General features: G+C 65.9%; 24 protein-coding genes. 12 read left to right on the top strand and 12 right to left on the bottom strand.

The genetic code is table 11. From position 1 onward, the window contains the following. Positions 1 to 54: 54 nt before the first annotated feature. On the top strand, positions 55 to 930 hold the full coding sequence (locus IB255_RS04450; protein WP_081516207.1) for a helix-turn-helix domain-containing protein: 876 nt from the start codon (positions 55 to 57) through the stop codon (positions 928 to 930). A gap of 103 nt (positions 931 to 1,033) precedes the next feature. Here IB255_RS04450 and IB255_RS04455 read toward each other — a convergent pair whose 3' ends face one another. The 5 genes from IB255_RS04455 to IB255_RS04475 all read right to left on the bottom strand — a co-directional run bounded on the left by IB255_RS04455 (position 1,034) and on the right by IB255_RS04475 (position 5,547). Then, on the bottom strand, positions 1,034 to 1,357 hold the full coding sequence (locus tag IB255_RS04455) for a DUF3325 domain-containing protein (RefSeq protein WP_192209826.1): 324 nt from the start codon (positions 1,355 to 1,357) through the stop codon (positions 1,034 to 1,036). Then, entirely contained in the window at positions 1,357 to 2,880 is a 1,524-nt protein-coding gene (locus IB255_RS04460) for a PepSY-associated TM helix domain-containing protein (RefSeq protein ID WP_081516209.1), read from the bottom strand. The genes IB255_RS04455 and IB255_RS04460 overlap by 1 nt, the downstream gene beginning before the upstream one ends. Further along, a complete protein-coding gene (locus IB255_RS04465; protein WP_081516210.1) occupies positions 2,877 to 3,164 on the bottom strand; it encodes a DUF3649 domain-containing protein in 288 nt (95 codons plus the stop codon). The genes IB255_RS04460 and IB255_RS04465 overlap by 4 nt, the downstream gene beginning before the upstream one ends. Before the next feature lie 101 nt (positions 3,165 to 3,265). Beyond that, entirely contained in the window at positions 3,266 to 3,853 is a 588-nt protein-coding gene (locus tag IB255_RS04470) for a hypothetical protein (RefSeq protein ID WP_081516211.1), read from the bottom strand. A 296-nt stretch (positions 3,854 to 4,149) separates the two neighbouring features. Beyond that, entirely contained in the window at positions 4,150 to 5,547 is a 1,398-nt protein-coding gene (locus IB255_RS04475) for a PLP-dependent aminotransferase family protein (RefSeq protein WP_192209827.1), read from the bottom strand. A 138-nt stretch (positions 5,548 to 5,685) separates the two neighbouring features. On the opposite strand from IB255_RS04475, the gene IB255_RS04480 reads away from it, so the two are divergent. Then, positions 5,686 to 6,573, top strand: a complete 888-nt coding sequence (locus tag IB255_RS04480; protein ID WP_081516213.1) for a DMT family transporter — start codon at positions 5,686 to 5,688, stop codon at positions 6,571 to 6,573. Positions 6,574 to 7,014: 441 nt separating this feature from the next. Beyond that, positions 7,015 to 9,045 carry a DEAD/DEAH box helicase gene (locus tag IB255_RS04485; RefSeq protein WP_139791481.1) on the top strand — a complete coding sequence of 677 codons (2,031 nt, stop codon included), beginning with the start codon at positions 7,015 to 7,017 and terminating at the stop codon, positions 9,043 to 9,045. A gap of 334 nt (positions 9,046 to 9,379) precedes the next feature. Here IB255_RS04485 and IB255_RS04490 read toward each other — a convergent pair whose 3' ends face one another. From IB255_RS04490 to IB255_RS04520, 7 genes are all read right to left on the bottom strand, one after another. Continuing rightward, on the bottom strand, positions 9,380 to 10,165 hold the full coding sequence (locus IB255_RS04490; RefSeq protein WP_081516215.1) for a 3-hydroxybutyrate dehydrogenase: 786 nt from the start codon (positions 10,163 to 10,165) through the stop codon (positions 9,380 to 9,382). A gap of 41 nt (positions 10,166 to 10,206) precedes the next feature. Further along, positions 10,207 to 10,569, bottom strand: a complete 363-nt coding sequence (locus IB255_RS04495) for a YceK/YidQ family lipoprotein (RefSeq protein WP_081516216.1) — start codon at positions 10,567 to 10,569, stop codon at positions 10,207 to 10,209. 30 nt (positions 10,570 to 10,599) lie between these two features. Beyond that, positions 10,600 to 10,953: a YceK/YidQ family lipoprotein gene (locus tag IB255_RS04500; protein ID WP_225594704.1), complete on the bottom strand. Its 354-nt coding sequence runs from the start codon at positions 10,951 to 10,953 to the stop codon at positions 10,600 to 10,602. 39 nt (positions 10,954 to 10,992) lie between these two features. Then, the gene (locus IB255_RS04505) at positions 10,993 to 12,126 is read right to left on the bottom strand and encodes an ABC transporter permease (RefSeq protein WP_192209829.1); all 1,134 of its coding nucleotides are present in this window, start codon (positions 12,124 to 12,126) and stop codon (positions 10,993 to 10,995) included. Positions 12,127 to 12,135: 9 nt separating this feature from the next. Continuing rightward, a complete protein-coding gene (locus IB255_RS04510) occupies positions 12,136 to 13,308 on the bottom strand; it encodes an ABC transporter permease (protein WP_081516219.1) in 1,173 nt (390 codons plus the stop codon). After that, positions 13,290 to 14,261, bottom strand: a complete 972-nt coding sequence (locus IB255_RS04515) for an HlyD family secretion protein (RefSeq protein ID WP_081516220.1) — start codon at positions 14,259 to 14,261, stop codon at positions 13,290 to 13,292. The genes IB255_RS04510 and IB255_RS04515 overlap by 19 nt, the downstream gene beginning before the upstream one ends. An 85-nt stretch (positions 14,262 to 14,346) precedes the next feature. Next, positions 14,347 to 14,826, bottom strand: coding sequence for a phosphate-starvation-inducible protein PsiE (locus IB255_RS04520; RefSeq protein WP_081516221.1), 480 nt, complete (start codon positions 14,824 to 14,826; stop codon positions 14,347 to 14,349). A 169-nt stretch (positions 14,827 to 14,995) separates the two neighbouring features. Between IB255_RS04520 and IB255_RS04525 the strand changes: the two genes are divergently transcribed. The 9 genes from IB255_RS04525 (at position 14,996) to IB255_RS04565 (ending at position 23,074) form a co-directional block, all read left to right on the top strand. After that, complete coding sequence (locus tag IB255_RS04525) at positions 14,996 to 15,277, top strand: DUF3509 domain-containing protein (protein WP_151188210.1); 282 nt, start codon at positions 14,996 to 14,998, stop codon at positions 15,275 to 15,277. A 269-nt stretch (positions 15,278 to 15,546) separates the two neighbouring features. Beyond that, positions 15,547 to 15,813, top strand: coding sequence for a YebG family protein (locus IB255_RS04530; RefSeq protein ID WP_081516223.1), 267 nt, complete (start codon positions 15,547 to 15,549; stop codon positions 15,811 to 15,813). 212 nt (positions 15,814 to 16,025) lie between these two features. Next, complete coding sequence (locus IB255_RS04535) at positions 16,026 to 17,390, top strand: ABC transporter ATP-binding protein (protein ID WP_192209830.1); 1,365 nt, start codon at positions 16,026 to 16,028, stop codon at positions 17,388 to 17,390. A gap of 4 nt (positions 17,391 to 17,394) precedes the next feature. Then, complete coding sequence (locus IB255_RS31040) at positions 17,395 to 17,886, top strand: acyltransferase (protein ID WP_081516225.1); 492 nt, start codon at positions 17,395 to 17,397, stop codon at positions 17,884 to 17,886. A gap of 7 nt (positions 17,887 to 17,893) precedes the next feature. Continuing rightward, the gene (locus tag IB255_RS04545) at positions 17,894 to 18,730 is read left to right on the top strand and encodes a 3-keto-5-aminohexanoate cleavage protein (RefSeq protein ID WP_081516226.1); all 837 of its coding nucleotides are present in this window, start codon (positions 17,894 to 17,896) and stop codon (positions 18,728 to 18,730) included. Next, a complete protein-coding gene (locus IB255_RS04550) occupies positions 18,723 to 20,162 on the top strand; it encodes a glycosyltransferase (RefSeq protein WP_192209831.1) in 1,440 nt (479 codons plus the stop codon). Before IB255_RS04545 ends, IB255_RS04550 begins: the two co-directional genes overlap by 8 nt. Continuing rightward, a complete protein-coding gene (locus IB255_RS04555; RefSeq protein ID WP_168190459.1) occupies positions 20,159 to 21,067 on the top strand; it encodes a Gfo/Idh/MocA family protein in 909 nt (302 codons plus the stop codon). The genes IB255_RS04550 and IB255_RS04555 overlap by 4 nt, the downstream gene beginning before the upstream one ends. Before the next feature lie 19 nt (positions 21,068 to 21,086). Beyond that, positions 21,087 to 22,199, top strand: a complete 1,113-nt coding sequence (locus IB255_RS04560; RefSeq protein ID WP_081516229.1) for a DegT/DnrJ/EryC1/StrS family aminotransferase — start codon at positions 21,087 to 21,089, stop codon at positions 22,197 to 22,199. 26 nt (positions 22,200 to 22,225) lie between these two features. Then, complete coding sequence (locus IB255_RS04565) at positions 22,226 to 23,074, top strand: sulfotransferase family protein (protein WP_081516230.1); 849 nt, start codon at positions 22,226 to 22,228, stop codon at positions 23,072 to 23,074. Positions 23,075 to 23,081: the final 7 nt, after the last annotated feature.

The following is a 23,081-nucleotide window of genomic DNA, read 5'->3' on the forward strand; positions in this document are numbered from 1 at the left end:
CGGGCTGGCAAGGCGCGCCCGCGCGGGTAGAGTGAAGGCAACAGAGGAACATCCATGTCAGCCATTTCGCAGCTCGAAGTCTTCCAGTCGATGAACGCCTCGCCCAACGCCCGCCTGGAGCGTTGCGCGGAGCTGGGCGACGGGCTGTCCGCGGCGATCTGGAGCAACAGCCACGACGCCCGCGACTACCACGCGCCGAGCCACCACACACTGTCCTGCTACCTGAACGACGGCACCGGCACCTTCCGTCGTGGTGCCCCCGGCACCACTGGGGCGCCCGACAAGCTCTGCGTGATGCCGGCCGGCGCCGAGTCGGCCTGGATCGTCAACGGCGACATCCGCCTGGCCCACCTCTATATCGGCCAGGAACAGTTCTCGCTCGGCTGCATCCGCCTGCTCGACCGCGAGCCGCGTGAACTGCAACTGCACGAACGCACCTTCCTCGACGACCCGCAGCAGGCCGCGCGCTTCCGCCAACTGGTGAAGCTCGACTGGCACGAGCCGGGCGAACGCATTCGCACCAGTACGCTGGCCCATGACCTGATCGATCACCTGCTGCTGAACCAGGTCGGCATGCGCGAAGGCTTGAAACTCAAGGGCGGTCTGGCGCCGACCATGCGCCGGCGCGTGGCCGACTACATCGAGCAGCGCCTGGACCAGCCGCTGTCCCTCGGCGAGCTGGCGATGCAGACGGCACTGTCGGAATACCACTTTGCGCGGATGTTCCGCGAAAGCTTCGGCATGCCACCGCACCAGTACGTCCTGGCCCGCCGCGTGGCCCTGGCGCAGCGCCTGCTGCGCGACACCCGCCAGCCGCTGAGCCAGGTCGCCCTCGCCTGCGGGTTCTCCAGTGCCAGCCACTTCGCCAACCGCTTCAGATCGGTGGTAGGCGGGACACCGGGGGAATACCGGCAGGCGTTCGAGGAGTAGGCATTCGGTCGTGTACCGGCCGGTACAGGGTTCGCGGGCATGGCCCGCTCCTACAGGTTGAGTCCTGCACTGCTCATCAGCGAATACGCCGGCAAGTCCGGCGTCAGCCCAGCACCGCCAGCACGCCACCGATCACCGGCATAGCCGCCGCCGTCGGCAAAGCCCAGCGCGGACGCCAGGCCAGCAGCAGGACCAGCGCAGCACAGGCGATCATCAGCAGGCATGCCCAGTAGACGATGCCCAGTTCGATGCCCATACGGTGAATCGAATAGGCCAGCGCCAGCACGCCATCCACCAACGCCACGATCCGCAGCAGGCGCACGCGGGACGGCGATGGAGCACTGCCGAACAGATCGCGATGATGGCGGGACAGCGACAGGCAGGCCGCCGCCAGCGCCAGCAGGTTGAGACCGAACACCAGCAGCATCAGGCGTACTCCTCGTTACGGACGCGGCGTGCGCGAGTCGGCTCAACACGCTCCTGTCCCAGTCGCCAGCCGAGGAAAGCGCAGAGACCGCCGATCAGCAGCAGGCCGAGATCGATACCGACCATCATCCAGTCGCCGTTGGCGACATGCGTCGTGACCCGCCCTGGTTCGGGGCCGAACAGGCTCAGCACCGGCAGCAGCAACGCCAGCGCCGCCAGCGCGGCGAACTGCTCGCGAGCCATGGAGCGACTGCCACGGCGCAGCAACGCGTGGGCCAGCGCCAGCAGCCAGATGACCACGAAGGCGGTGGCTTCCCAGCGGGTGCGCTGGAGCAGGTCGGCCGGCAGCAGGCGCGATGCCGCCAGCAGGCCGAAGGAGGCGATCGGCAGACCGCCGCAAACCGCGCCGTTGAGCGTACGCACCAGCGCAACGCCACGGTGGCCGCGCCCCTCACGCTTGCTGACCCAGACCTGCAGGCCGCCGAACACCATTACGCAGCCCACCAGGCCGAGGACGAAATACATCACCCGCAGCAGCTCGTTGCCGAACTGCGCCATGTGCAGGCCGGTCAGCCAGGCGTAGGTCTTGTAGCCCGGCTTGTAGGGCTTCTGCACGTGCAGCAGCGCGCCGCTGCCGGAGTCGAAGGACACGGTGCGCTGGTCGTTGACCATGCTCTTGTCGATCGCCTTGCGGATCTGCACCATCGCCGCCGCATCGCCCGGGTTCTCGATGTTGATCCAGCCGACCTGGCTGTCATCGCCCCAGGCCTCGCGGGCCTTGAGGATCATGTTGTCGATGGACTTGGTCGCCTTGGCCGGCTTGCCCAGCGCCTCGCGATCGAAGGCGCCCTGCACGTCATGGAAGAAGTGCTCCATGTCGTTCTTGTAGGCCACCTTGATGCCGGCGGTCATATAGAAGGTGATGAAGATCGCCAGGCCTGTGTAGGCCATCAGCAGATGGAACGGCAGGCCGAGCACGCCCAGCACGTTGTGCGCATCCAGCCACGCGCGCTGCCGGGCAGCTTTCGGGCGCAGGGTAAAGAAGTCCTTGAAGATGCGCCGGTGGACGATCACCCCGCTGACCAGTGCCACCAGCATGAATACACCGGCCACGCCGACCACGTAGAGGCCGAGGATTCCGCCGTGCAGTTCGTAATGCAGTTCGAGGAAGAAGTTGCCACCGACCGTCCTGGGCAGCACCTCGCCACTCTGGGCATCCACCAGGAAGGACTGGAACTCACTGAAGTCCGCCGGCTCCCAGCCCGCCGTCCAGTACGGCATGCGCTCAGTGGGCGGGTGCATCCAGTAGCCATGGGCCTTGGGCGCGCGCAGGGCGATCAGCTCGCGCACCTGGTCGGCGCCCACCTTGACCTGCTCCAGCTTGTGCAGCTGCGGGGTCATCCAGCGGGTGAGCTCCTTGTCGAACACTGCGACGGTGCCGGAGAACAGCACGACGAAGAGAATCCAGCTGACCAGCAGCCCGGCCCAGGTGTGCAGGCCGGACATCGATTGACGCAGGCTCATGGACGCACTCCGTAGCCACTCGGCAGGAAGGCCGCGACGCCAAGCACGACACTCACTGCCACCGGGAGCCAGACCGCACGCCACGGGCTCTTCGCGCCGAAGGCGTAGAGGATCGCCGCGACCCAGACGATGAAGCAGGCGAGGCTCGACAGCGAAACGCGGTCCGGCCTCGACATCGGCAGGTAGACGCTGAGGAAGGCAGTCGCGGTATAGGCCAGGGCATAGCCGCCGACCACGGCGCTGAGGATGCGGGCGACAACGGCGCCAGCCTGGGTTCCGGTCATACGGCAAGTCTCGACGGGATACGGGCAAGGCGGCCCGGGCTGTTCCCAGGCACGCGATTGAAAAGCGGAATTATATGATACTAATTCTCAATTAAAAGAACTCAGCAACGCCTTTTGTGAGTATCTGTGTCGGAAATTCGCTGAACGGCATAGGTTGCAGTCACATCCATGGCGCGTATAAGCCTGCTCATCACTATGTCGGCTTCGGCCATGACACGAGGCGGCGGTTGCTCGAGGAGGATTCGGGATGCGCCAGGGGTCAGTTCGACAGCGGCCACTACCGAGCCCTTGCCAAAGAGATATTCATAGATCAGCAGGTAGTCCGTGCCTGGCAGGTCCTTGTGCTCCGCTACACGTCGCAGCACGTTGAGCACGCCGACTATCCAGTCCCGGCTGTCGCGGAACTCCAGCACGCCCAGGCTCCAGGTCTGGGTCCAGTCATCGTAATGATTCCAGGCCGGCGAGCGCAGGTGCCGGCTCCAGCCAGCCACCCAGCCCGCCGCCGTCGTTCCCTGCCCCAGTTCGCACAGTTCCCTCCAGGTCAAACCGCCGCGGTGCTGGGGATTGCGATCCAGCCATTCATCCAGGTCCTCGAAACGCGCAGCGGATCCTGCCTCCTGACGCAGGAAATCTTCCAGCCTGGCGCGGCTGATGGCGACATTCAGGTACAGCTGGCACGGTTCGGCCATAGAGCGTCCTCTTCTTCTGATCCAACGATTCACCTCGAATCACCTGTCGCGAGCCTGAGGTGCTGAATCGATAATCCTAGAGGTTTGGCCTGTTCGTGGTTCGCCGTACCTTTTCGACCGTGAGGTGGTATTTTTCAGATCCTGCTGTACAGCTGTTCAGCTTTCCGCAGGCTTTTCAGTCGGCCCAGGGCTTATTGCCCTGCCCCGCGGCCTTTTCTGCCGGCTTCCGGAGAGGGAAGCGCTCTGGATTCGCGGGCAGAAAAGGAATGCCCGTCCAGTTCTGAGCTCGATTTCTGTCAGCGCCTGCGCGCTTGCCCCATGGCCCGCTCCAGCCCCTCGAAGACACGGGGCGACAGGCACTGGGCGACGTTGAAGCGCAGGTAGCCGGCGGCACTCTGGCTCAGGCTGAAGACATTGCCGGGCGCCAGCACCAGATTGTCCGCCAGCGCCGCCCGCGAGACTTCGGCGGCATCCAGCCCATCCGGCAGGCAGGCCCAGACGAACACCCCGCCACGCGGTTCCAGCCAGGGCTGGACATCCAGCGCGCGCAGACGCAGCAGCGTCTCGCCCATGGCATCGGCCAGGCGCCCGCGCAGGCTGTCCAGGTGGCGGCGATAGCTGCCCTTGCGCAGCAGTTCGTAGAGCATCTCCGCGCTGAACGGGCTGTTGCCGAAGCTGGTCGCCAGCTTCAGGTCCACCAGCCGCTCGCACCATTCCGGCTGGGTGGCGATGTAGCCGCAGCGCACCGAAGCCGACAGTGTCTTGGAGAAGCTGCCGACCTGGATCACCCGCTCCAGCCCGTCGAAGGCCGACAGGCGCGGCGCACTCTCATGTTCGAAGTCGCCGAAGATGTCGTCCTCGACGATCAGCAGGTCATGGGCCTCGGCGAGCTTCAGCAGGCGATGGGCAACCAGTGGCGAAAGCACCGCGCCGGTAGGGTTATGGAAGGCCGAGTTGGTGATGTACAGACGCGGGCGGTGCTGCTCCAGCAGGGTCGCCATGGCAGCAACGTCAGGCCCGGTCGGCGTGTAGGGCACGCCCACCACCTGCACGCGATGCGCGCGCAGCAGGGCCTGGAAGTTGAAGTAGCCGGGGTCGTCCACCAGCACGCAGTCGCCCGGTTCCAGCAGGAAGCGACAAACCAGGTCGATGGCCTGGGTGCCGTTGTCGGTGAGCACTACCTGTTGCGCTCCGACCGGCACGCCGTAGTCCGCCAGCCGGCGCGCGAGCTGCTCGCGCAGGCCGGAATGCCCGTAGGGGCGGCCGTATTCCAGCAGGCTCGATTGCGGCGCGCGGGCAATCTGCCGCAGCGCCCGGCGCAATTCCTCCTCCGGCAGCCAGGACGGCGGCAGCCAGCCGCAGCCGGGCTTGAGCGAGGTATCCGCGGCCTCCAGCGACTGTCTCGAAATCCACAGCGGATCGATGCTGCGGTCCAGCGCCGGACCGACATCCGCCAGGGACAGCGGCGGCGCATGGCCGGCGACATAGAAGCCGGAACCCCGGCGCGCGGCGATCACACCGTCGGCGGCCAGCCGGTCATAGGCTTCCACGACGGTGGTCTTGGACACTTCCAGCTGTTCGGCCAACTGACGAATCGACGGTAGCCGCTCACCGGGCACCAGCGCCCGTGCGGCCAGGCGTTCACGCACGTGCTGCATCACCGAATCGACCCGCGTGCTCTTTGGTCTGCCCATGCCGCCCTCGCTTGCCCCCGGATAAGGTGTACCGAGATAATTTACGGACAGTTTGCGCAAATTGTACCCTTCTGTCACTGGCCGCCCGGCGGCTCCGCGCGCATCCTCCAGGCTCGCTCTCCTGCCGGAAGACCCACCATGAACAACACCCAGACTCTCGCCACGAACAGCCACCTCGGCGGCTGGCTCAGTGGCTTCCTCGGCGTCCTCATCTTCAGCGGATCACTGCCGGCGACGCGGGTAGCAGTGGCCGACTTCGACCCGACCTTTCTCACCCTCGCCCGCGCCAGCATCGCTGGCCTGCTGGCGGCGGCGATCCTCATCGTGCTGCGGCAGAAACTGCCGGCGCGCAAGGACCTGGTCCCCCTGCTGGTGGTCGCCGGCGGCGTGGTGGTGGGCTTTCCGCTGCTCACCGCGCTGGCGCTCAAGCACGTCAACTCGGCCCACGCCATCGTCTTCGTCGGCCTGCTGCCGCTGGCCACCGCGCTGTTCGGCGTGGTGCGCGCCGGTGAACAGCCGCGGCCGGCGTTCTGGATCTGTTCGCTGCTGGGCAGCGCCGTCGTCGCCGGCTTCGCCCTGTCGCAGAGCGGCGCGGGCAACTTCACCGGCGACCTGCTGATGCTCGCCGCCGTGGCGGTCTGCGGCCTGGGCTACGCCGAAGGCGGGCGCATCGCGCGCCACCTGGGCAGCTGGCAGGTGATCTGCTGGGTGCTGGTGCTGTCCCTGCCGCTGATGCTGCCGCTGGCCTGGTACACCCAGCCGGAAACCTTCACCGGCGCCAGCTGGCCGGCCTGGATCAGCCTCGGCTACGTCTCGCTGTTCAGCATGCTCATCGGCTTCTTCTTCTGGTACCACGGCCTGGCCACCGGCGGCATCGCCGCGGTCGGCCAGCTGCAGCTGCTGCAACCGTTCTTCGGCCTGGCGCTGGCCGGCCTGCTGCTGCACGAGCAGATCAGCCCGCTGATGGCCGGCGCGACCGTCGCGGTTGTGCTGTGCGTTGCGGGGGCAAAACGCTTCGCCCGCTGACCGCCGGTTTCCTTCCGCGTCCCGCCCGAGAAAAATCGCGGTATCATCGGGCGTTTGCGTACTCGGCTGGACTGCCGGAAGGACACTCGGATGAAGCCACCCGCCGAATCTCCACTGCCTGCCGTGGAGCGCGACGAACTCGCGCCCCGGCCACGGCTGACCCTGGGCAGCCACGTGCACAGCGGCTTCGACCTGCGCAGCGGACGCATGCAGAACATCTCCCGGCACCGCGCCGCGCTGGCGTTCCTGTATGGCGATATGCCGGTCTCGGGCAGCGTCACGCCGCGTTCCGGTCGCGAAATCCGGGTGTTCCGCGATGACCAGATCGTCCGCGTCAGCCGCGAGCTGGAACTGGAACACGCCTGGCGCCTGGACCTTCGCGAGCTGGGCTTCAAACCGGCGATGCGCCGCAGCGATGCGCTGGAAGACAGTGCCGGGGAAATGTTCGAACTGCCCGACGACAGCGCCTGGCAGGAGTTCATGCGCGAAGGCCTGCCGCACCTGCGCGAACAGGGCTGGGAAATCGATATCCGCCCCGAATTCGTCTTCGACCTCACGCCGGTGGAAAACTGGTACGCCGAGATCGAGGAAACCGACGACCGCCAGTGGTTCGACCTGGAGCTGGGCATCGAGGTGGAAGGCCGGCGCATCAGCCTGCTGCCGGCGCTGATCGAACTGATCCGGCGCATGCCGGCGCTGCTCGACCCAGTCGCCCTTGCCCGCCACTCCGACGATGAACAACTGGTGCTGCGCCTGGATGCCGGGCGCAACCCTGTGCACACCTGGCAGACCGCCTCCGACCGGCCGCTGCGCGTCTCGCTGCCGTTCGGCAAGCTCAAGCCGATGCTGGGCACATTGTCCGAGTTCTACATCGGGGAACAGCCACCGGTACGCCGCCTGCGCATGGGCGCGCCGGACGCCGCGCGCCTGACCGAGCTGGAAGAACTGCCGCTGACCTGGCAGGGCGGCGAGCAACTGCGCGAGATCGCCCATCGCCTGCGCGACTACCGCGCCCAGCCGGCGCAGATTCCCGCCGGCCTCAACGCCGAGTTGCGCGGCTACCAGCACGAAGGCCTGAGCTGGATGCAGACCCTGCGCGAAGTCGACGCCAGCGGCATCCTCGCCGACGACATGGGGCTGGGCAAGACGCTGCAGTCCCTCGCCCACGTGCTGCTGGAAAAGCAGGCCGGGCGCCTGACCAGCCCGGCGCTGGTGATCATGCCCACCAGCCTCATTCCCAACTGGCTGGACGAGGCCGAGCGCTTCACGCCCGACCTGCGGGTGCTCGCCCTGCATGGCGCCGGGCGGCGCAAGGCATTTGCGAAGATCGCCGAGCACGACCTGATCCTCACCACCTACGCCCTGTTACCGCGCGATGCCGAGAAACTGGCGCAGCACGAGTATCACCTGCTGATCCTCGACGAGGCACAGAACATCAAGAACGCCACCACCAAGGCCGCCCAGGCCGCACGCCACCTGCGGGCGCGCCATCGGCTGTGCCTGACCGGCACGCCGCTGGAGAATCACCTGGGCGAGCTGTGGTCGCTGTTCCACTTCCTGCTGCCGGGCTGGCTGGGTGATGCGCGGCAGTTCGCCGTGGACTACCGCACCCCCATCGAGCGCCACGGCGACCAGGGCCGTCTGGCACACCTGGCCGCGCGCATCCGCCCGTTCCTGCTGCGTCGCACCAAGGAGCAGGTGGCCTCGGAACTGCCACCCAAGAGCGAGTTCATCCAGCACATCGAGCTCAGCGAGGCACAGCGCGATCTCTACGAGACCGTGCGCCTGGCGCTGGACCGCAAGGTGCGCGATGAGATCGCCCGCCGTGGCCTGGCGCGCAGCCGGATCATCATCCTCGAGGCGCTGCTCAAGCTGCGCCAGGTCTGCTGCGACATCCGCCTGGTGAACAAGGAAGCCCCGCCGCCCACCGGCAAATCCGCGCGCGCGGTGACCTCGGGCAAGCTGGTCTACCTGCTCGACATGCTCGAAGAACTGCTCGCCGAAGGCCGCCGGGTGCTGGTGTTCTCGCAGTTCACCTCGATGCTCGCACTGATCGGCGAGGCGCTGGCCGAGCGCAACCTGGAGTACGCCCTGCTCACCGGTGATACCCGCGACCGCCGCGCGCCGGTGAAGGATTTCCAGGAAGGCCGCGTGCCGCTGTTCCTGATCAGCCTGAAGGCAGGTGGCGTAGGCCTGAACCTCACCGCCGCCGACACCGTGATCCACTACGACCCCTGGTGGAACCCGGCCGCCGAAAACCAGGCCAGCGACCGCGCGTACCGCATCGGCCAGGACAAACCGGTGTTCGTCTACAAGCTGATCGCCCGTGGCACGGTGGAAGAGAAGATCCAGCTGCTGCAGCGCGACAAGGCCGCACTGGCCGCCGGCATCCTCGACGGCTCGGGCAGCGACTGGCAGCTGGACGACGCGGACATCGACGCGCTGTTCGCGCCGCTGCCCAAGGCGGTCTGATCCTGCACGAGTGCTGTAGGAGCAGGCCATGTCCGCGATCGCGCGCATGGCGCGCTCCCATAACCCGCTTCGGTCGTAGATGCCGGCCAATCCCACGATTACCGTTCCGGGAAAGCTCCTACAGTGAAGAACCTCCTGACACCACGAAGGGGAAATCCACTACATCGCCAAGCACCGGCATGTAGGAATCTACACCTGCTCCGACGCAACGAGCCCGGACCCGGCAGAGGCAGACGCCCCGGGTGAACCAGAGCTCTTGCCGGCGCAAGCAAGTCGACCCAATGACCCCGCTCGTCCCCTTACGAGACGGGGTCATTGTCCTTGCGCCTCCAGCTCAGCGCATTCCCCAACCATGGCTGACCAGAACCGACTGTCCGGTGAGCGCCGCCGAGGGGAAACTGGCCAGGAACAGTACCGTCTGCGCCACGTCCTCCACGCTGGTGAACTCGCCATCCACCGTCCCGCCGAGCATCACCTGTTTCACCACCGCTTCCTCGCTGATGCCCAGCTCCTTCGCCTGTTCGGGAATCTGCTTCTCCACCAGCGGTGTGCGCACGAAACCGGGGCATACCACATGGGAGCGCACGCCGTGTGGCCCGCCTTCCTTGGCCAGGGTACGGGCCAAGCCGAGCAAACCGTGCTTGGCAGTGACGTAGGCAGATTTGAGCGGCGAGGCTTCGTGGGAGTGCACCGAGCCCATGTAGATCACCACACCGCCGCGACCGGCCGGATACAGGTGGCGCAGCGCTGCGCGGGTGGTGAGGAAGGCGCCGTCGAGGTGGATGGCGAGCATCTTCTTCCAGTCGGCGAAGGCGTAGTCCTGCAACGGATTGACGATCTGGATGCCAGCGTTGGAGACGAGGATGTCGAGCCCGCCGAAGGTGGCGACTACCCGCTCGATGCCGCGGTCCACAGCCAGCTCGTCGGTCACGTCCATGGCCACCGCCAGTGCCTTGCCACCGGCGGCTTCGATCTCGGCGACCACGCGCTGGGCGGCGTCCTGCTGCAGATCGGCGATCGCCACTGCGGCACCGGCCTGCGCCAGGGTCAGGGCGATCTGTTTGCCGATGCCGCTCGCCGCGCCGGTGACAACCGCGACCTTGCCGTTCAATGCGTTCATCAGAGAGCTCCCGAGAAGTTGGAACTCTCACTCTAGACGGGTCAGTCGTGGGTCAACTCGATACTGCCGTCGCGATGCTGCCGGTAGATCGTATAAGGTAGCGCCAGGGTGTCGGTGGCAGCGGATAGCAGACCATCGAACAGCGGCCAGTAGAGCCCCTGGGGAGCATCGGGAAGCGGCGGCGAAAGCCCCGCGCTGCGCTGAAAGCGACCGCCCGGATCACCGTGCAGGGCGCAGAAGTTGTAGGCAATACCACTGTAGATGCGGGGGATCTCGGTGCAGTAGGTCCTGCCCAGTTTCAGATCGCTCACACTCTCGTTCGCTTCACTGTCCAGCGTCCGGACCGACCCGCATCCGCTGACTCCGGCGCTGACTATCAGCACTGCGAACAGACGACTCAGCATCGTTCATCTCCCTTGCAGTTCGGATTCCGCTCAGTCGCGGCGCAGCTCGATGCTGCCGTCGCGGTTCTGCCGATACAGGGTATAAGGCAAGGCCAGGGTATCGACCACGCCGGAAAAGGCCATGTCCAGCACCGGCAGGATAGGCGGGCCGAAGCTGTAGTTGGCCGGTGTGGAGGCCGACGTATGGCCGGTATCGGCCGGGGGCTCGCCGTACAGCTGGCAGGCATCCCATACCACGCCGCCATACACGCGCGGAATGGCGCCGCAATAGGTCCCTTTGAGTCTCAGGTCGCTGGCGTCCACTACCTCGTCGCTGCGCAGAGTGTGGTAGGAGCCGCATCCGCCGAGCAACGCGGCGCCGAGCAGCAACCAGGAACGGAACATCGTCATATCGAAACTCCTTCTCGATAGCGAAACGACAGCTTACCAGCCCTTGAGCTGGTCCCAGCGCCAGTTGCGGTACTGGTAGATCAGCGTGCCCAGCAGCCCATAGGCCGCCGCCATGGCAAAGAGCACGAGGATGCGGTCGGCCACGGCGGAAAGTGGCAGGTTCATCTGGTTCATTTCCACCACGGCGCGGATCGCCCAGGTAGACGGGATCGCGTCGGCCAGCAGCTGTACCCACTGCGGCATGGCCTGGGGCGGCCAGGTGAAGCCGGCCATGTAGAACAGTGGCAGGGTGATGAAGGTCATGGTCAGGTACACCGCCTCTTCCGAGGGCAGCAGTTCGGCGATGAACTCGCTCATGGCGATCACCGCCAGCAGGAAGGGCAGCACCAGGCCCATCAGCATGAAGAACGAGGCCGTCTGCCGGTATCCCATGATCCACGGCCAGATCACATAGAAGAGCATCGCCAGCACCGTCCAGATCAGCAATTGCGCGGCGTAGCGGCCAAAGCGCGTCGAGGTCGGCTGGCGCAGCGAGCGCGGGGTGCCGCCGCGCAGGTTGAGGTTCACCCGTGTGCAGGAGAGCAGCAGGCTGTGCTGCAGGATCAGCGTCACCAGCCCCGGCAGGACGATGGCGGCGAAGCTGGTGCCGGGGTTGAACAGATCGGTCAGCTGGCCGATGGCCGGCTGCAGCAGTACATTCGCCTGCACCTCGGAGAAGCCGCCGCGCATCAGCCGTTCGCGGTTATAGCGCAGCGACAGCTCGGTGTAGGTGGCGCTGATGTCCTGCTGGATCTGCCCGTTGGCCATGCGGTTGGTGGCGTCGCCGAAGATCGGCACGGTCACCGCCTCGCCGCGCAGCACGCGCTTCTCGAAGTCCAGCGGGATCACCACGATGGCGAACAGCTTGCGCCAGGCCAGGTCATGCTGGGCCTCGGGCAACTGGTCGTAGCCGACCGTGGCGATCTTCGGCGCGGCATCCAGCTGACGCACCAGTTCGCGAGACACCGCGCTGTGGTCCATGTCGATCACGGCCACCGGCAGGTCGTCCATGGTGCGGTGGGCGTAGGGCAAGGTCGTCAGCGCCACGGACAGCACCATCAGCAGCCACAGCGGCTTGCCGAGCATGCCGCTCAGGGATTCGCGGAAGACCTTCCAGAAGTTCTCCATGACAGCTCCTTACGCCGGGCTCAGGTCGAGGCGCCGGCGCAGGCGCATCTTGGCGATCATGTAGGCGATCAGCGGGTAGAGCAGCAGCTTGCAGCAGGTGTAGAGCCCGGACTCGGCCGGCGCCCTGCGCAGGAACTGGTCGAACAGGCCGTGCAGGGTATGGGTCAGCGGCTCGGCCTCGGAAATGACACGGGCGATCTGCGGCATCGCCAGTTCCGGCAGCAGCACGCCGGAATAGGTCTGCGCCACGCCGATCAGCAGGCCGATCAGGGAATACGCGCTGTAGCGGTTGGCGGTGAAGATGAACAGCATCAGCCCGACACTCTGCGCTGCCGCCACGTAGCAGATGGTGATCGCCAGCATCCACCAGGGGTTGCCGTTGATCCGCGCGCCATTGAGTTCCACCAGCAGGAACAGCTCGACCATCAGCAGCGTGCTGAACAGCAACGTGTAGGGCGCCAGCTTGCCCAGCAGCCGCGCGCCAAGGGCCTGGGCACGCAATATGTGCGGCGAGGACGCGCGCAGCTCCGGCGCTTCGCGCGCCAGCACATGCACGGTGGCGACGATAACGAACAGTTGCAGCAGGTGCACGATGGCGGCGAACTGCTGGAAGTAGATGTAGTTGCCGCTGGCATTGAACAGGCTTTCATAGGACACGCTGATGCTGGCCAGCGTCGGTACGGCGCGGTCCATGCCGGTGGCCAGGCGCGGGCGCAGCTCGGCGTTGACCGAACTCATCAGACCGCTGAAATCCTGGGTCGAGTAGAAGCCGGCGGAATAGAACAGCGAGTTGTAGTACAGCTCGGCGACCGGCTGGCGGCCGGACAGCGCGTCCGCCTCGAAGTCGCGCGGGATGTAGAGCAACGCATAGTCATCGGCCATGCGCAGGCGGCGCAGGCCCTCCTGCAGGCCGCCGCCGAGCACCTCGACTTTGGCGTGGGAGCCGGCGTCCAGCTCGCGGACGATGCGCCGCGACAGGCTGCTGTGGTCGGCATCGACCACGGCCACCGGCATGTCCAGCAGCGTACCCGCCTGGTACACGCCGCTGATCACCACGAACAGCAGCAACGGCCAGAGCCAGCCGAGCCAGTGGATGGTCCAGCTGCGCAGGGCGACCCGCGTTTCGCTGCCGAAGGCCTGGGCGAAACGCAGCAGGTTGCGCCTTACTGCTTCCACTGCCACAGCGCGCTCATGCCGGGGCGCAGGCCTTGTACCGGCTGGTCCGGATACAGGCGTACCTCGAAGGTCTTCAGGTCGAAATCACCGGTGGCGCGGGTGGCGCGCTTGGTGGCGAAGTCGCCGAGCGGCGCAATGTACGCGACCCGGGATTTCACTTCAGCGCCCTTGAGCGCCGGCACCCGGATGGAGACTTCGTCGCCCTTCTTCACATCGGCGAGGATGTCTTCGCGCAGGTTGAACACGAAGTAGCTGTCAGATAGCCGCACCAGCGTCAGCAACGGGCTGTAGGCATTGACCAGTTCGCCCTGCTCCGCCGGGATCGGCCCGACCTCGCCGTCCACCGGCGCGACCACGTTGAGATCATCGGTCTGCGCCTGCAGCTCGAGTATCTGCGCGTCGGCCCTGCGCACGGCAGCCTCCAGCGCACGGCGGCGCTCTTCGCGGTCGCCCTGGTTGCCCTGGTCGAGATTGGCCTGGGCTTCGGCGACGCGGTTGCGCGCCACGTCGCGCCCACGGCGGGACAGGTCCAGCTGTGCCTGGGAAACGAAACCGCGGCCGGCCAGTTCCTCGTTGCGCTGGTACTCCAGGTCGGCGTTGCGCAGCTCGGCCTGCGCCTGGGACAGACTGGCCTGCAGGGCCCGCAGGGTTTCCTCACGGGTGCCATGCAGGGATTCGTCGAGGTTCGCCTGCACCTGGTTGCGCGCGGCGCGCAAGGAGTCCAGCTGGGCCTGCAGCTCCGGGCTGCTGAGGGATATAAGCACCTGGCCCTGCTTCACGTCATCGCCGCGCCGCACATGCAGCACTTCGACCCGGCCCTTGGCCTTGGACGCGACGATGACGTTGGTGGCGTCCGCCTCGCCCTGCAGCAGCAGCGGCTGGGTGTGCAGGCGCAGGTAAAGGGTAACGGCGATGATCACCAGGATCAGCAGGGGTGCGAACAGCTTCCATCCCTTCATGGAGTGGTCTTCTCAGGCAGCGGATGCACCGATGGTAGTGCATCCGCCGGCCGAGCGGCGGCTCTGGATCAAAGCCGCCGGGCGATCAGCGCTCGTCGTCGCTGATCAGGTCGTGCTCGCCACCGCGCAGCTTGCCGCTGGGCGAAGGGAAGCGCGAGGAGGCATAACGCACCACCAGGATCGCCAGCGCCAGCAGCAACAGGGCCACCGAGACCAGGATGATGCCGTCGTCGGGCACGTGGTTGTGCTGGATGTCGGCGATCATCAGGCGGGTCAGCGCGGTCATCGCCACATAGATCAGGAAGCGCACCGGCATGTGGTTGGTCTTGAAGTAGATACCGACCATGGCGCCCAGCTCGAGGTAGATGAACAGCAGCAGGATGTCGTCGATGCTTGCGTGCCCCTTGCCGACCATCTCGCCGAAGGCCACCGCCGCCGACCAGAAGACCGTGCCGCCGATGGCGAACAGCGCCAGGTAGTGGAAGCCTTCCACCAGCAGGTTACCCAGGGATTCGGCACAGCCGTGCATCCGCTCGCTCAGGCGCTCGGCCCAGTTCTGTTTCATTCGTCGGTTCTCCGCAATACAAGGCTTTGTTGGCGTGAAGCCTGCAAGTGCTACGCCATTGATCTTGCGCAGTCATGGCACAGATGGGCTGCGCGAATATGACTGCGAACTTTTTCGGCCCGCCCCGAGTCCATTCAGGGGCATGCCACAAAACAGGCAGGAACGAGTGATGGAAAGTCCCTTTCAGACGCTGACCGACGCCTTCCAGGACCAGTACCGCGTCAATTTCAGCCTTGAACGGCCCGACGGCAGCATTGTCCTGACCCTCTCCACCGAGGCAGGAGTCGCCGCGCGCCGGCTGATCCGCAACACCCAGCTGCAGGACCCGGAACAGCTGCAGCGCTTCATCCAGAGCATCCGCTTCGGCATCGCCATCGAGCAAGGCGGCACGGCGCCGCAGCTGCTGGCTGCCATGACGCGCGGCGACAACGGCCTGCCGATCGCGTCCTGACGGCACCCTCTGCAAGAATTCCTTCCTACAGAGCCATCTGACTTACGATTCATTGCGCCAGTCACGTGGCTGCGTTGCGCGCGCCTACGGGGCGCGCGCACTGCTTTGGGCCGCCGCCAATACCGGCCTTCTACAAGCACATCCCTTTCCTGCGTCTACGCTGCTGGCAACGATTCGCACAGCCGCAGTAGCATCGCGCGATCATTTTACTGTATAAATAGACAGTTATTTCGAACCCCCCAATCAAAGAGAAGGCACAGAGGTGATGAATGGCCGTCGAAGTGGTGTACCGCAGCAGCCGCGATCCGGAGCGCCTGTTCATGGATAAGGCAGAGGCCGACCGGCACGACAAGATGCTGGAGCTGGCGGAAACGCTGGCCGACGTGCTGCAGAAGGCGGTGCCTTCGCTGAAGGAGGATCAGGTCGAGGAGATCGGTATCTTCATGGCCAGGAACCGCGACGCCTTCGCCCGCGCCTTCAAGAACCAGCCCGATGCGTTGAGCGATATCTTCAGCGAACCTGCCGCCGAGGAATGAGCCGGCAAGCAAGCCGCCTGCCCTCCCCATCTCCCGACTGGCGGGCCTGCCAGCACTTGAAGGCAGCTTGTCCGGGTGCTTGTGCTGATGCCAGAATGCGCTAAGAAAATTCCTATAAGATTCTTAACGCACCGTGCACCGGGAACTATCGGCGCGCCGGCCTTGCCGGAGCGCAGATGTCCGCCGCGTGGTCGTGATCAGGACGACCGACCATGCACGATTCGCCCGCTGCCGAACTCATCCGCTGTTCAGCCCTGAGCAAGAGTTTCCGGCAATATCCCAAGCCCAGCGACCGTTTCCTCGATGACCTGAGCCATGCCTGGCCCCGCTGGCTTGGCGGCCGGCCACGCAACAGCGCCAACGAATTCCACGCCCTGCGCGGCATCGACCTGACGTTGAACGCAGGTGAAGCCGTGGCGATCATCGGACGCAACGGCTCGGGCAAATCGACTTTGCTGCAACTCATTGCCGGCACGCTGAGCCCCGACGGCGGCACTGTCCAGGTGCGCGGGCGGGTCTGCGCCATGCTCGAACTGGGCGTCGGCTTCAATCCCGAGTTCACCGGAGTCGAGAACGTCCGCCTGTATGCCGCCGTGCTGGGCATGAGTGGCCAGGAGATCGAACAGCGACTGCCTTCGATCATCGCCTTCGCCGAAATCGGCGACTTCGCGGACCAACCGGTGAAGACCTACTCCAGCGGTATGTATGTTCGCCTGGCCTTCGCCGTCCTCGCGCACTCGGATCCGGAACTGCTCATAGTCGACGAAGCGCTGTCGGTGGGCGATGCAGCATTCCAGGCAAAATGCATGCACTGGTTCCGCGAATTCCAGGCAGCTGGCGGCAGCCTGCTGCTGGTCAGCCATGACGTCGGCACCGTCCGCGCCATCTGCAACCGCGCCATCTACCTGGAGTCCGGACGGATCAAGGCAGAAGGCCCCTGCGGCGAAGTCACCGATCTCTACCTGCACGACATCCACCAGACCCAGAACCAGGTGCTGGTGCAACCGGCGGCACTGTCCGAGCCCGAGGCCCGGACCTTCCAGGCCGCCAACGCTGCCTTTCTCGCCCGCTGCCAGGCTTTCGAACAGCGCTGGATCAACAAGCGGCAGGGCACCGGCGATAGCCGCGTGCGCCTGGTGGAGCTGCTCAACGCCTCCGGCGAACCGTCCGAACTGTTCCAGTTCGATGCTCCCGCGATCATCCGCATTCATGTCGAGTGCCTGTGCAGCGCCGCGGTATCGGTCAACTACAAGGTGCGCGACCGCCACCTGGTCTCAGTGATCGGCGCCGACTTCCTCATCACTGAGCAGCCCCTGCTGACCATGCAGCCCGGCGAGATCCACTGCATCGAATACCGCACCCGGCTGCCGCTGATGCACGGCGACTACAGTCTGCGCCTATCGATCACCGAACCCGTCGACAAGCACGCCCAGGCAGTCTTCCACGACATAGTCGAGGTGGCGCTGCCCTTCAAGGTTCTGCCGGCCGATCGTGGCTGGATCTACACCCAGAGCTACCTGCCCAACCAGGTCAGCGTCCGCCAATGGCAGGACCAAACCCAACTCGAGAACGCCTGAAGCCATGCATGAACTCGAACAGCGCTTCCCCGAAGTCCGCTTCTACAACCCGCCACTCACCGAAGTACAGGACAACGTCGAGATCGGCCCGCAGAGCCGGGTCGGCTCGATGACGCTGATCCACAGCGGCGCGCGCATCGGTGCCGGCGTCACCATCGGTTCGCACTGCAACATCTGCGACTGCCGCATCGGCGAACGCGTGTCGATCCAGACCGCCTGCCATATCACTCGCGGCGTCGTGATCGAGGACGATGTCTTCATCGGTCCGCACGTGGTCACCCTCAACGACAAGCTCAAGGGCGGCCCCATGGTCTACCCGCGCATCTGCCGGGGCGCACGGATCGGTGGCGGCAGCGTCATCCTGCCGGGCGTGACCATCGGCGAGAACGCCGTCGTAGGCGCCGGCAGCGTCGTCACCAAGGACGTCCCGGCGGGCGCCACGGTGATCGGCAACCCCGCGCGCAGCCGCGCCGGGGTGACCGTCGAGCGCGACTGAGACGACGATGGAAGGATTCATCCTCAATCTGGCCCCCACCGGCATGCTCCCCACACGGGCAATGAGCCCCCATGTGCCGCTGAGCGTGGAAGAGATAGTTGCCGACGCGTGCCGCTGCGTCACGCTGGGCGCCAACATGCTGCACCTGCATGCACGCGATGAGCAGGGTCGGCCGACCTATCACCGTGAGGTCTATGCCCGCATCATCGGTGGCATCCGCGAGGTGCATCCCGACGTCGTCATCTGCGTGTCCCTGAGTGGCCGCGATTTCGGCGAGTTCGAGCAGCGTGCCGACCCGCTCGGGCTCACCGGCGACCTGCGACCGGACATGGCGAGCCTGACCCTGTCGTCGCTGAACTTCAGCCGCAGCGCCAGCGTCAACAGCCCCGAGATGATCCAGCGCCTGGCCGAACGCATGGCCGAAGCGGGCATCCGGCCGGAGCTGGAAGTGTTCGACGCCGGCATGCTCAATTACGCCCACTACCTGCTCGAGCGCGGGCTGATCCAGCCTCCGCTGTACTTCAACTTCATACTCGGCAACGTTGCCGGCGCCCAGGCCAGACCCGGCGCCCTGGCATTACTGCTCAGCGAATTGCCGCAAGGCGCCCTGTGGTGTGGAGGCGGTGTGGGAGCCAGCCAACTGGTGATGAACACCCAGGGCCTGTTGTACGGCAACGGTGTCCGAACCGGCCTGGAAGACTATCTGTGGCTCGATCCGCAGCGCCGCGAGCTGGCAAGCAACGCGCAGATGGTCCAGCGCCTGGTCGACATCGCCTCTCACTTCGACCTGCGCCCGGCCACAGCCCGTGCAGTTCGCCAGGCACTGGGGCTGCGCCATGTCTGAAGCGACCTTCAAGCCGTTGCGCGTTCTCATCACCAACAACACCCTGGGCAACCGCGCCGGATCCGAACTCTACGTCCGTGACCTGGCGCTGGCGCTCCTGCGCCGCGGCCACTTGCCGGTGGCTTACAGCTCGCAGCTGGGCGAAGTCGCCGAAGAGCTGCGCCGGGCGACCATTCCGGTCATCGACGACCTGAATGCGCTGAATATTCCACCTGACGTCATCCACGGCCAGCACCATCTGGACGCGGTCACCGCGATGCTGCACTTCCCCCGCGTCCCGGCCCTGTACATCTGCCACGGCTGGTTGCCCTGGGAGGAAGTTCCCCCTGTGCTGCCTGCCATCGGGCGGTACCTGGCCGTGGACGACCTGTGCCTGGAGCGTCTGCTGACGACGCCGGGGATTCCTCCGGAGCGCTGCGAAGTGCTGTACAACTTCGTCGATCTGCAGCGTTTCAAGCAGCGTTCGGCCTTACCCGAGCGACCGCGTTCCGCGCTGATCTTCAGCAACTACGCGGCAGGCCAGCCCACCCTGGAAGCCATGCGTAACGCCTGCCATCGCGCAGGCATCGAGCAGGTCGATGTGGTCGGCATTGGCTCGGGCAATTCGGTCAAGGAACCAGCGCAGGTGCTGGGCAACTACGACCTGGTGTTCGCCAAGGCTCGCGCAGCCCTCGAAGCCATGGCCAGCGGCTGCGCGGTGATAGTCGCCGACCAGGTGGGCCTGGCGGGCATGGTGGACAGCGACAACCTGGACGAGCTGCGCTGCCTGAACTTCGGCGTACGCAGCATGCAGCGCCTGCCGCTGGACGAAGAGACCCTGCTGGCGCAGATCAACCGCTACGACAATCAGGACGCACGACGGATCAGCGACCGGATTCGCCAGGACGCCGACATGGAGCGTGTGGTGGATCGTTGGCTGCAGATCTATACCCAGCTCATCGAGAACTCTGCAGAGGGCGACAACGCCCCGTCGCCGCAGTCCCAGCTGCAGGCTGGAGCCGCCTACCTGCGCTGGCTCGCGCCCACCGTCAAGAAGCAGTACCAGACCGCGCACCATGCTGCGCAGGCGGAGCGGGACCTCGCCCACGCACAAGGCCAGGTTCGCCAGTTGACCGAGCAACTCGACGGACACCACACCCAGTGGGCCGCACTGGAACGGCACTGCCAGTATCTGCAGTCGCTGCTGGACGAGGGCGAGCGGCGCGCCGAGCACCTGCAGGCGTCGCTGACGGAGCAAGAGCTGCACGGCCAGCAGCTGGAGAGCCAATTGGCCGTGCAGGAGCAGCATGGCCAACGCTGGCAAACACTGGCATGCGAGCGAGAACTGCACCTGCGCAAGGTCGAGGCCGACCTCGCCGAAGTCCTCGATTCGCGGACCTGGCGCGTCCTTGCCCCGTACCGGCGCCTCAGACGTTGGCTGCACAAGGGATGAGCACAGCTGCTCTGCACGCGCCACTGCGCGCCGCAATCGTCGGCCTGGGCAAGATGGGCCGCCTGCACTGTGCCGCCTGGCAGCGCCTGCCTGACGTCCGGCTCACAACGCTGGTGGACTGCGCCCCCGAACAGATCGCCTGGGCGACGGCCCAGGCGATGACCTGTCTCGACAGCGCCGAAGCACTGGTGGGCCGGGTGGACGTGGCGATCATCGCCACCCCCAGCGACCAGCATGTCGACTGCGCCCTCCCCCTGCTCGAGGCCGGCATCCATTGCCTGGTGGAAAAACCCCTGGCGCTGACTTTCGCCGGCTGCAGGCAACTGGTCGACGCCAGCCGGCGCAGTGGTGCGCTCCTCGCCGTAGGCCACAGCGAGCGCTTCAACCCCGCCCTGCACCTGGCGCGCAGCGCGCTGTCCGGTCACGCACCCTGCGTAGAAGTGATACGCGCCGCGCCCCCACCTCAACGCTCGCTCAAGAGCGACAGCGACGTGGTGCAGGACCTGATGATCCACGACCTCGACTGGCTGCTGGATACCCTTGGGGCTCCCGAGGAAGAGCTCCGCCTGCTCGAATGGCGCCGGCAGGACGGCCAGCTGTCGCACGTCCGCTGCCAATTGAACTACGCCAATGGGCGCCGGGTGAACCTGACTGCGTGCCGCGAAAGCGACCGCCGGCAGCGCCAGGTGCGGCTTTACGAGGGCGACATGGCGAACCGGGTGATCGACCTGGACGTACGCTACGCCAGCCACGAACCGGACGCCCTGACGCGCCAGGCGCAGGCCTTCCTCATGGCGCTGCGCGGCGAGCCCTCGCCCATCGCCCTGGGCAGCCAGGCCCTGGAAGCGGTCCTGCTGGGCGAACGCATCCGCAACGGCTGCCAGATGGCCGAGGCCGTACTGTGATTTATTCCCGGAGCAACGAATGACGACTGCGGTTCCCTTCATCGACCTGGTGGCCGACTGGCAGCCGCTCAAGGACGAGGTTCTGGCGCGGGTGGCCCGCCTGTTCGAGCATGGGCATTTCATCATGGGGCCCGAAGTGCAGGAGCTGCAGCGGCTCCTGCAGGCGGACTGTGGCGTTGCCCACGCCCTCACCTGCAGCTCCGGGACCATGGCCCTGCAACTGGCGCTGATGGCCCTGGACATCGGCCCCGGCGACGAAGTGATAGTGCCGGCGTTCACCTTCGCCGCTCCGGTCGAAGCTGTCCTGCTGCAGGGCGCCACACCGGTGCTGGCCGATATCCATGCCGAAACGCTCAATCTCGACGTGGAGTCCTGCGCTCGTCTGATCGGCCCGCGCACCCGGGCCATCATCGCCGTCTCGCTGTTCGGCCAGCCGGCCGACTTCGACTCACTCAATGCGCTGGCCCGCCAGCACGGCCTGCGAGTCATCGAGGATGCCGCCCAGAGCTACGGCGCGACGCTTCACGGCCGACACAGCGGTGGCCTGGCCGACATCGGCTGCACCAGTTTCTTCCCCACCAAGCCCTTCGGCGGCGCCGGCGAGGGCGGGGCCCTGTTCACCCAGGACGAGCAGCTCGCCCAGCGCATTCGTGAGGCTCGCGATCACGGCCAGTCCGCCAAGTATCTGCATAGCTCGGTGGGTACCAACGGTCGGCTGGATGGTTTGTCGTGCTGTGCGCTGCTGGTGGCCCTTGGACGCCTGCCGGAACAGCTGGCACGCCGGCAGGCCATAGCGCGACGCTACGACCTGGGGCTGGCCGTAGCCGGCAACAGCCTGCGGCGCCAGGGAATGCTGGCCGGTGCCAGCTCGGTCTTCGCGCAGTACGCCGTGCGGCTCGAGGAGCGTGACCGCCTCGCCGAACATCTGCTCAAGGCTGGTATCCAGGTGGCCGTCCACTATCCCACGCCCGCCCACCAGCAACCTGCTTTCGCCCGCCGTTGCCGCTATGAAGCCCTGCCCAACGCAGAGCAGGCTTCTCGTCAGGTGCTGTGCCTGCCGCTCTACCCCACCCTGACAGAAACGGCGCAGGAACGCGTCGTCGATGTACTGCTCGAGGGGTTATTGCGGTGAGTGGGCAACCACAACACTCCCGGCCCATGCCAATCATTGTTGGTGTGCCACGCTCGGGCACGACATTGCTGCGCTTCATTCTCGACGCCCACCCGCAGCTGGCGATTCCCCCGGAAACCGGCTTTTTGCTCAACGAAACCCTGTTGCGCAACCCAGCTCCGGCCGCCGAACTGGCCCGAGCGTTGACCTTGCTGCCGGAGTCTGCTCCGGCCTGGGCAGACTTCGCCCTGGACGCGGATCACTTCATCGATGCTGCAGCCTGCTTGCCAGCGCAGGCCGGCCTGCCGCAAGTACTGCGGCTGTTCTACAAGCTCTATGCCGCGCGCTTGGGAAAGCCACGTTTCGGAGACAAGACACCGTCTTATCTGCAACGCATGCGTACTGTCGCCGAGCAACTGCCGGAAGCCCGCTTCATCCATATCCTGCGCGATGGCCGGGACGTCGCCCTATCCTGGGGACAAACCTGGTTCGCTCCAGACCGGGAGCCTGAACTGCTGATAGCGCGCTGGGCTCAGCTGATTGGCGATGCCCGTCAGCAGGGACAGGGCCTGCCCTATCTCGAGGTCCGCTATGACCAGTTGCTCAATGAGCCGGAAATACAGACCAGGCGCATCTGCGAGTTCATCGAGCTGGACTTCCACCCGGCCATGCTCGACTACCACCTTGGCTCGGCCTCGCGCCTGGAAGAACATCAGGCTCGCATCCGAAGCGATGGCCAGCTACTGGTCAGCAAGGAGCAACGCCTGCACCAGCAGTGGCGTACAACCCTGCCGCCGGACACCAGTCGCCTCGATGTCTGGCGCCACCAACTCAGCCCTGCACAACAAGCCGCCTGCAAACGAGCAGGCGGCGAGCTACTGGCAGAGTTCGACTGAGCCCGGT

This window comes from Pseudomonas sp. PDM22, assembly GCF_014851965.1.
Lineage (GTDB): Bacteria > Pseudomonadota > Gammaproteobacteria > Pseudomonadales > Pseudomonadaceae > Pseudomonas.